Genomic DNA, 7,056 nt, shown 5'->3' on the forward strand with positions numbered 1-7,056 from the left:
GTCTTAGGCTAAATTTATATGGATATAACCCATAGCGAAAATACTTGTTAACTTACAAAAGTGTTTTTCTGAAATACAAAAAAACACTTTTTTAAATATTCAAAAAAAACACAGCAACTACCTCTTGTTTAGCTGATTTCTTTGTTTTTATTCAGATATTTTGAGTGAAAACCGTGCCAAAGGCGCCATCTTGGCTTTATTTAAAGAAAGCGTGCTGTCCGTGACACTGTAATTATCTGCCTCCCTCAAGATCTCCAAAAAGGTTTTTTCCATTTCCATCTCGGGACAAGCCATCATGGTTGAGGCAATATTCCCAAAGGTAATCTGATTTTCTTCCTTCAATTCGTAAGGGCCAAAGATGTTGTTACAGGACCCATTGCCGGAGACAGTGGCCGTTTCCATTTCAAATTGTAAGAAGACCTCTTTGAAGCTTTCTTTTGATTGAATCTGATTGCCCCGAAGTTCTGTAATAATCCATTTTTTATCTTCAATTCTTGGATCAGTTGGGTTTTTTGGAAGGATATAATTTGGTGCCAAATCGCCCGAAATCCGATTTCCCTCCTTGTCAAGATGGAAAAGTGCATTTTCCCCAACCAAATACATCTGACTTTCTCCCTGTTTACCGTATAAAGTGATTTTTGATCCCTTCTCATCCCATTGGAATGTCCCCTCATCAGCGAATAATCCGTCTTTTTTACCAAGGTATGTCTGAATCCTTTTGAAAGTTCCGCCAGATTTTAGATTGATGGTAGTTTCTATCCCTTCGCAATCAGCACAGGGCAAAACCCCTTTGTAGACTCCTTTCCAATCCAGGCTGTTTTGACTGTTATCACCGGTTGCAACAGAAGAAAGGGATATTTCAACAGAGTCCCCATGTTCAAGGGATTTTTCTGAACTGCAGGAAAATGAGGTTGCCATAAAGATGGCGGCAGAAAACATAACCAAAAGCTTTTTCATAAAACATGATATTGTTTGAAATGTATGGAAGCAATGATGCCGGTAGATAGGATATCCAATTTGAATTCTTGTCCGAGGACTTAATTGCCCGATACATCGGTCTTCCGACTTCGGTCTTCCGTCCTGAATGAAGAAGAATCTAGGGTTACTGACAAAAAAGTGTATATCCATTTTATTTACTTAAATTTTACAAAAACCAAGTTTAAAACAAACCGGTAATGTTTCCATCTTCATCGATATCAATACTTTCTGCGGCAGGTTTGGAAGGAAGTCCAGGCATACGCATGATGGTGCCGGCGATGGGAATGATAAATCCTGCTCCCGCTGCAATGTCAAATTCCCTTATTTTTATTGTAAATCCTGAAGGCCTGTTGGTAAGCTTGGGATCATCTGAAAGTGAATATTGTGTTTTGGCAATGCAAACCGGCAACTTATCCAGGCCAATCTTTTTGAATAGCTTGATTTGCTGTTTGGCTTTGACGCTGTATTCCACTTCTGCCGCTCCGTAGATTTTCCAGGCGATGATTTCTATCTTTTGCTCGATACTCCAATCGAATCGGTAAAGCGGCGTGAAGTTGCTTTTTCCTGATTCAGCAGCTTCTTTGACGGTCAGGGCAAGTTCTGTTGCACCTTCTCCGCCTTTTTCCCAAGCTTCGCAAAGGGCGACTTTTACTCCTAACTTTTCACAGCGGTCAATCACTACCTGTATTTCTTCTTCAGAATCAGATGCAAACTTATTGATCGCCACCACTGGTACCAGCATAAAATGCCGCATGTTTTCTATGTGTTTCTCAAGGTTAGGCAGGCCAAAGGTGACAGCTTCTTTGTTTGGAATTTTCAAATCAGGAAATAGTATTCCCGAATGGCTCTTTAAAGCCCTGATTGTGGCCACGATGACCACAGCATCAGGTTTGAGGTTACCATATTGGCATTTGAGATCAAGGAACTTTTCCCCACCCAGATCGGATGCAAAACCAGCTTCTGTCACGACGTAGTCTGCAAGAGAAAGCCCCATTTTGGTTGCTAGGATAGAATTGGATCCTTGTGCTATATTGGCAAATGGCCCCCCATGTATGATGGCAGGGTTACCTTCTATAGTCTGCACCAGATTAGGCATAATGGCATGCTTCAAAAGTGCAGTCATTGCGCCCTGCGCTTTGAGCTGATGTGCCCGGACAGGTTCATCTTCATAAGTATATCCAATGATGATACTTCCCAGTTTTTCTTTTAAGTCCATCAGTCCATTGGAAAGGCACAAAGCCGCCATTACCTCTGAGGCAGCGGTAATATCAAAACCTGATTCTCTTGGTATCCCTTGTGCCGACCCGCCAAGTCCGATCACAATGTCTCTCAGCGCACGCTCATTCATATCCATGACCCTTTTCCAGATGATCTTACGGGGATCAATATTGAGCGAGTTTTTTTGGTTATGGATATGGTTATCTACCAAAGCAGACAATAGATTATGGGCTTTTTCTATGGCGGCAAAGTCTCCGGTGAAGTGTAGGTTAATGGATTCCATAGGCAAAACCTGGGCATAACCACCACCTGCAGCCCCGCCTTTCATCCCAAATACAGGACCTAAAGATGGTTCTCTTAGAACCACCGCTGTTTTTACTCCGATTTTATTAAGTCCTTCTGCCAATCCAATACTGGCAGTGGTCTTTCCTTCTCCTGCCAGTGTGGGCGTGATGGCCGTTACCAGGATCAATTTTTTTCCTTTTATTTTTGATTCTTCGATCAGCTTGAGCGGGAGTTTGGCTACATATTTTCCATAGGGGCGAAGATCGTCTTCTTGGATGCCAAGCTTGGCTGCAATCTGGGAAATCGGTAGCATTTTGGATGCATGGGCAATTTCAAGGTCGGATTTGGTCATCATTATTCTCTTTTTGGAGTAATTTGGGTTTTTAGCAGATTCAAAATTCTAAGACTACTTTTAAGTTTACTGATAGCTTAATTTCTTTCCAAACTTTTGAAAATTAGATTTTTTTAGTTAAGGCTAAAATAGTGATTTTCGGATAAGGAGCTCGAAAATGGGCTATAAAATCGATGAATAAAAAAAGTCTCTGAACATTTTTTTCAGAGACTTTTTTCTAGAATCGGATAGATATTTCAGAAAGCTATTTTTCAATAAAAGTTGCAAAATCATCCAAGATCAGATCTTCGAGGTTTGCACTTTTGGCATATCTAAGGAGATTTTTTTCGTGTTTAGAAATGATGGAAGAGAATTTATTCTGGGATTCTTTCAGTTTTTCATGCAGGATATTTTTATTTTCTTCCTGAACAACGGATGGTCGGTCAAAGTTTGAGATTACAACTCCATACAATTGGGATATTTTTTCCCTTAATTCAGGTTCTGCTGTATCTACATAATTGTCACCTGTGGTAATGACCAATCTTTCTTTGAGCTTATTAAGTTCATTGATCAATGCAATCATGGATTTGCTTGATTTTGGATCTGAAGCTTTGATTTTTTCAGCAAATTCCAAATAACTATCCAATTGATATACCAAATAAGCCAGATCCTGAGTCATATCAAACAATTCCTTAGCCATTTTACCCTGGGCTTTTCTACTTTCTAGAGGAATCCCCGCCTTTTCGTCATAAACGAGTTCTAGGGTGGTTTCATATTGTTCCTTACCTTTTTTCATCACCACTTTATAGGTGCCTGCAGGTACTCTTGGTGCTCCAAATCCTCCAAAAGAAAAGGTTTTGCCTTTAGCCACTTTGGGAGCTTTTCCTGTGAAACTCCATCTGACTATGTTTATGCCTTTTTGTTTGCCTGGGTCAAGGCTAGCAATCTTATTATCATCGGCATCAAAAATTTCAAGAGTCATTGCTCCGAAGGTATGCCGCTTCTTTAGGTAATAGATGATTTTTCCGGATTTGTCTGGGTTAGGCCCAACGAAAGTGACGGCCTGACTTGATCCACCGAAATCACTTTCTTCCCACATCACCATGGGAGGTGATTTGAGAAAATAAACCTCCTCATTAAGCATTTCGGGTTTGATCTGTCTTAATGGACTGATATCATCTATAATAATGATGCCTCGACCGTGTGTAGCTAAGACCAAATCATTGGTTTTTGGATGCAAAGCCATATAGTGGACAGATGCAGAAGGCATATTGTTAGTAAATTTTGACCAATTTTTTCCTCCATCAATACTAATAAAAAGGCCCAATTCAGTACCCAAGAAAAGAAGATTTTCATTTTCATGATCTTCAAGTATATGTTTTGCAAATCCATGTACATCTTCGGTGATGATAGACGTCCAGGTTATTCCAAAATCCGTCGTTTTGTAGGCATAAGGCCTGAAATCATTTTGGGCATGACCATCAAATACCGCATAAGCAGTTCCTTTGCCAAAATTTCCGGGTTGGATATGATAAGCCCAAGTGTTTTTTGGCAGATCCGGAACGTTAGAAACCACATTGGCCCAGGTTTTTCCCCCATCTTTGGTGACCTGTACATTGCCATCATCGGTACCTACCCAAATAATATTTTCGTCAAGTGGAGATTCTGCTATGGAGAATATTGTGGTGTGATTTTCTGCACCTGAATTATCGGTGGAAATCCCCCCGGAGGATGATTGATTTTGTTTGGCAGGGTCATTTGTAGTCAGATCGGGAGATATCCTTTCCCAATTGTTTCCCATATCATTTGACCGTAACAAAAACTGACTGCCGACATAAATCCGATCTGGATGATGGGGACTTATTTGTATCGGGGTGTTCCAATTGAAACGGTATTTAGGCTCATCTTTACCGGGAAAAGGTCTGATATTTTTGATGTTGTTTTTTTCTACGTCATAGCGCCAGATATTGTCAGCTCCCTGCATTTCGGAATAAACAATTTTTTTGGTAGGATGCCTGTAAACTCTAAATCCATCCCCTGCACCAACTGATACCCAATCTCCCGGCTCAATGCCTCCGGGACTTGAGGATGGACCAAACCAGGATCCATTATCCTGAAGTCCTCCATATATCTTATAAGGTTCATCATTGTCAACACTGACGTGGTAAAATTGTGAAACGGGTAAACTTTCCACCATTTCCATGGTCGTTCCCCCATCCCATGTTCTATACAATCCACCGTCGGTAGCTACATAAAACCTATCAGAATCATGAATATCAAACCAAACATCATGAATATCAGAGTGCATGGCTCCAAGGTTCTTGAAAGTTTTTCCTCCATCTCTGCTAATACTTCCTGACAAGCCTGCTTTTACAACCACATCTGAATTTTTAGGATCAACTACCATTCTTGAGAAATAAAATGGTCTAACAGTAAGTTCAAAATCCCCGTTCATAAAAGTCCAGGAATTGCCGGCATCTTCTGAACGATATAATCCTTTTTTCTCTTTGGATTCTATTGCACTATATAAGATGTTGGGATCGGAAGGGGCAATAGCAATTGCTATCCTTCCTAATTCTCCTCCTGGAAATCCATTATGGATTTTGGTCCAGGTTTTGCCACCGTCTGTAGTTTTGTACAAGGCACTGTTTGGTCCACCCGAACTGAAGGAATATGCTGTCCTCCTTACCTGCCAGAAAGCAGCATACAAGGTGTTGGGATCTTTTGGATCCATAAACAAATCAGAACAACCAGTATCTTTCATACCGGCAAGGACATTGGTCCAAGTCTGCCCGCCATCAGTGGTTTTGTATACTCCTCGTTCCTCACTATCCCCCCATAAAGCTCCCAAAACACCAACATACATCTCAGATGAATTTTCGGGATTGATGGCTATTCCACTGATCCTATCTGAGTTTTCAAATCCGACTTTGTTCCAAGTAGTTCCTCCATCTGTAGTTTTATAGAGGCCATTTCCATAGGAAACACTGTTTCTTACCCATGTTTCCCCAGTTCCCACCCATACGACATTGTCAGGGTTGGATGGGTCAACTTCAATTACCCCAATAGACTGATTGTAGTTATCGAAAATAGATTTGAAAGTAGTTCCGCCATTGGTTGATTTCCATACTCCGCCACCTGCAGCACCGGCATAAATAATTCGGCCATTGGTAGGATGCCCTGTAAGGTCACTGATACGTCCGCTCATCACAGCGGGTCCAATTTGTCTTGCTGATAAGGATCCGAATAGTTCGTTTCCTTTTAAAGTGATATTTTCCTGTGCAAAAGAACCGCTTGCAATCAGGTAAAAAAATACCACCAAGAAATTGAAATTAGATTTCTTTGACATGATTAAATAATACATAAGTTTTGAAAAATCAATCCTTGTAAACAAATGCGGCAGGATCCAAAGCCGGGTTCAAAATTACCTTAGTGATACTTATCCCTTGTCCCTGTGGTGATCCTTTTGCTTTTTCAGTAATAGAAAAAGGAAAGTATAATCCTTCGACTTCTTGATAATCACTCATTAAAGTCTGGATTGTGATACCTTTTGCAGGACCGGTTTTCATTTCTTTTTCTACCATGATAGGAACGAAGTTTTCTTTATCAAAGAAATAAAAAGATATATTTTCTACTTCTGCCCCATCTACCAACAAAGGTTTTTTGGTCAATTTAACTTTAAAACATTCAGTACCCTCCACGGTTTCTTCACCGAGCAATTCAGCTGTATAACCTTTACTTTTAAAATTTAAAAAAGGGTCAGGAAAATCACCCATCTCACGTTTCATGTTTTCAGTGGTTTCACTGTCACTTTTTTCGGCTTTCATAGTCATGAAATTAACTCCCCAAGCCTCAGTTCCATCAAAGGCCTGCTGAACAATTTCCTGGCCTTGAAGCTGGAATTTCATATACATTTTCCCCTCTTTGGTTTGGACAATTTCAAGTGGAATATCCATTCCCTGCGCGCTGATTTTACCTTCCATTTTCATAGATGATAATTTGGCCCATTCTGCAGCACCACCGGTATTTTCTAGATATTGATCAATAATATCTTCCACTTTTTGAGCATGTAATAATGTGGAAAAGCATAAGAATGAAAGAATTAGTATTGACTTTTTCATATAATTGTGATTTTTTATTGGTTAGAAGATTTTTCTTTTAAAATTATATGACTCCCCCGAATTTGACACGTTGCCAAATTTTATTTGACAGCTAGTGTCAATTGATTTTCTGTATCAGAGGAA

General features: G+C 40.1%; 4 protein-coding genes. All 4 read right to left on the reverse strand.

The window, feature by feature from the left end; genetic code table 11:
• Positions 1-147 precede the first annotated feature (147 nt).
• A complete protein-coding gene (locus MMU07_RS20060; protein ID WP_241128392.1) occupies positions 148-957 on the reverse strand; it encodes a copper resistance protein NlpE N-terminal domain-containing protein in 810 nt (269 codons plus the stop codon).
• A 202-nt stretch (positions 958-1,159) separates the two neighbouring features.
• Positions 1,160-2,836, reverse strand: a complete 1,677-nt coding sequence (locus tag MMU07_RS20065) for a formate--tetrahydrofolate ligase (protein WP_336246212.1) — start codon at positions 2,834-2,836, stop codon at positions 1,160-1,162.
• A 241-nt stretch (positions 2,837-3,077) separates the two neighbouring features.
• Positions 3,078-6,161 (reverse strand): VPS10 domain-containing protein, encoded by a 3,084-nt coding sequence (locus tag MMU07_RS20070; RefSeq protein WP_241128393.1) that lies wholly within the window; start codon positions 6,159-6,161, stop codon positions 3,078-3,080.
• Positions 6,162-6,189: 28 nt separating this feature from the next.
• Positions 6,190-6,933 carry an outer membrane lipoprotein-sorting protein gene (locus tag MMU07_RS20075; protein WP_241128394.1) on the reverse strand — a complete coding sequence of 248 codons (744 nt, stop codon included), beginning with the start codon at positions 6,931-6,933 and terminating at the stop codon, positions 6,190-6,192.
• Positions 6,934-7,056 lie beyond the last annotated feature (123 nt).

This window comes from Cognataquiflexum nitidum, assembly GCF_022538055.1.
Classification (GTDB): domain Bacteria; phylum Bacteroidota; class Bacteroidia; order Cytophagales; family Cyclobacteriaceae; genus Cognataquiflexum; species Cognataquiflexum nitidum.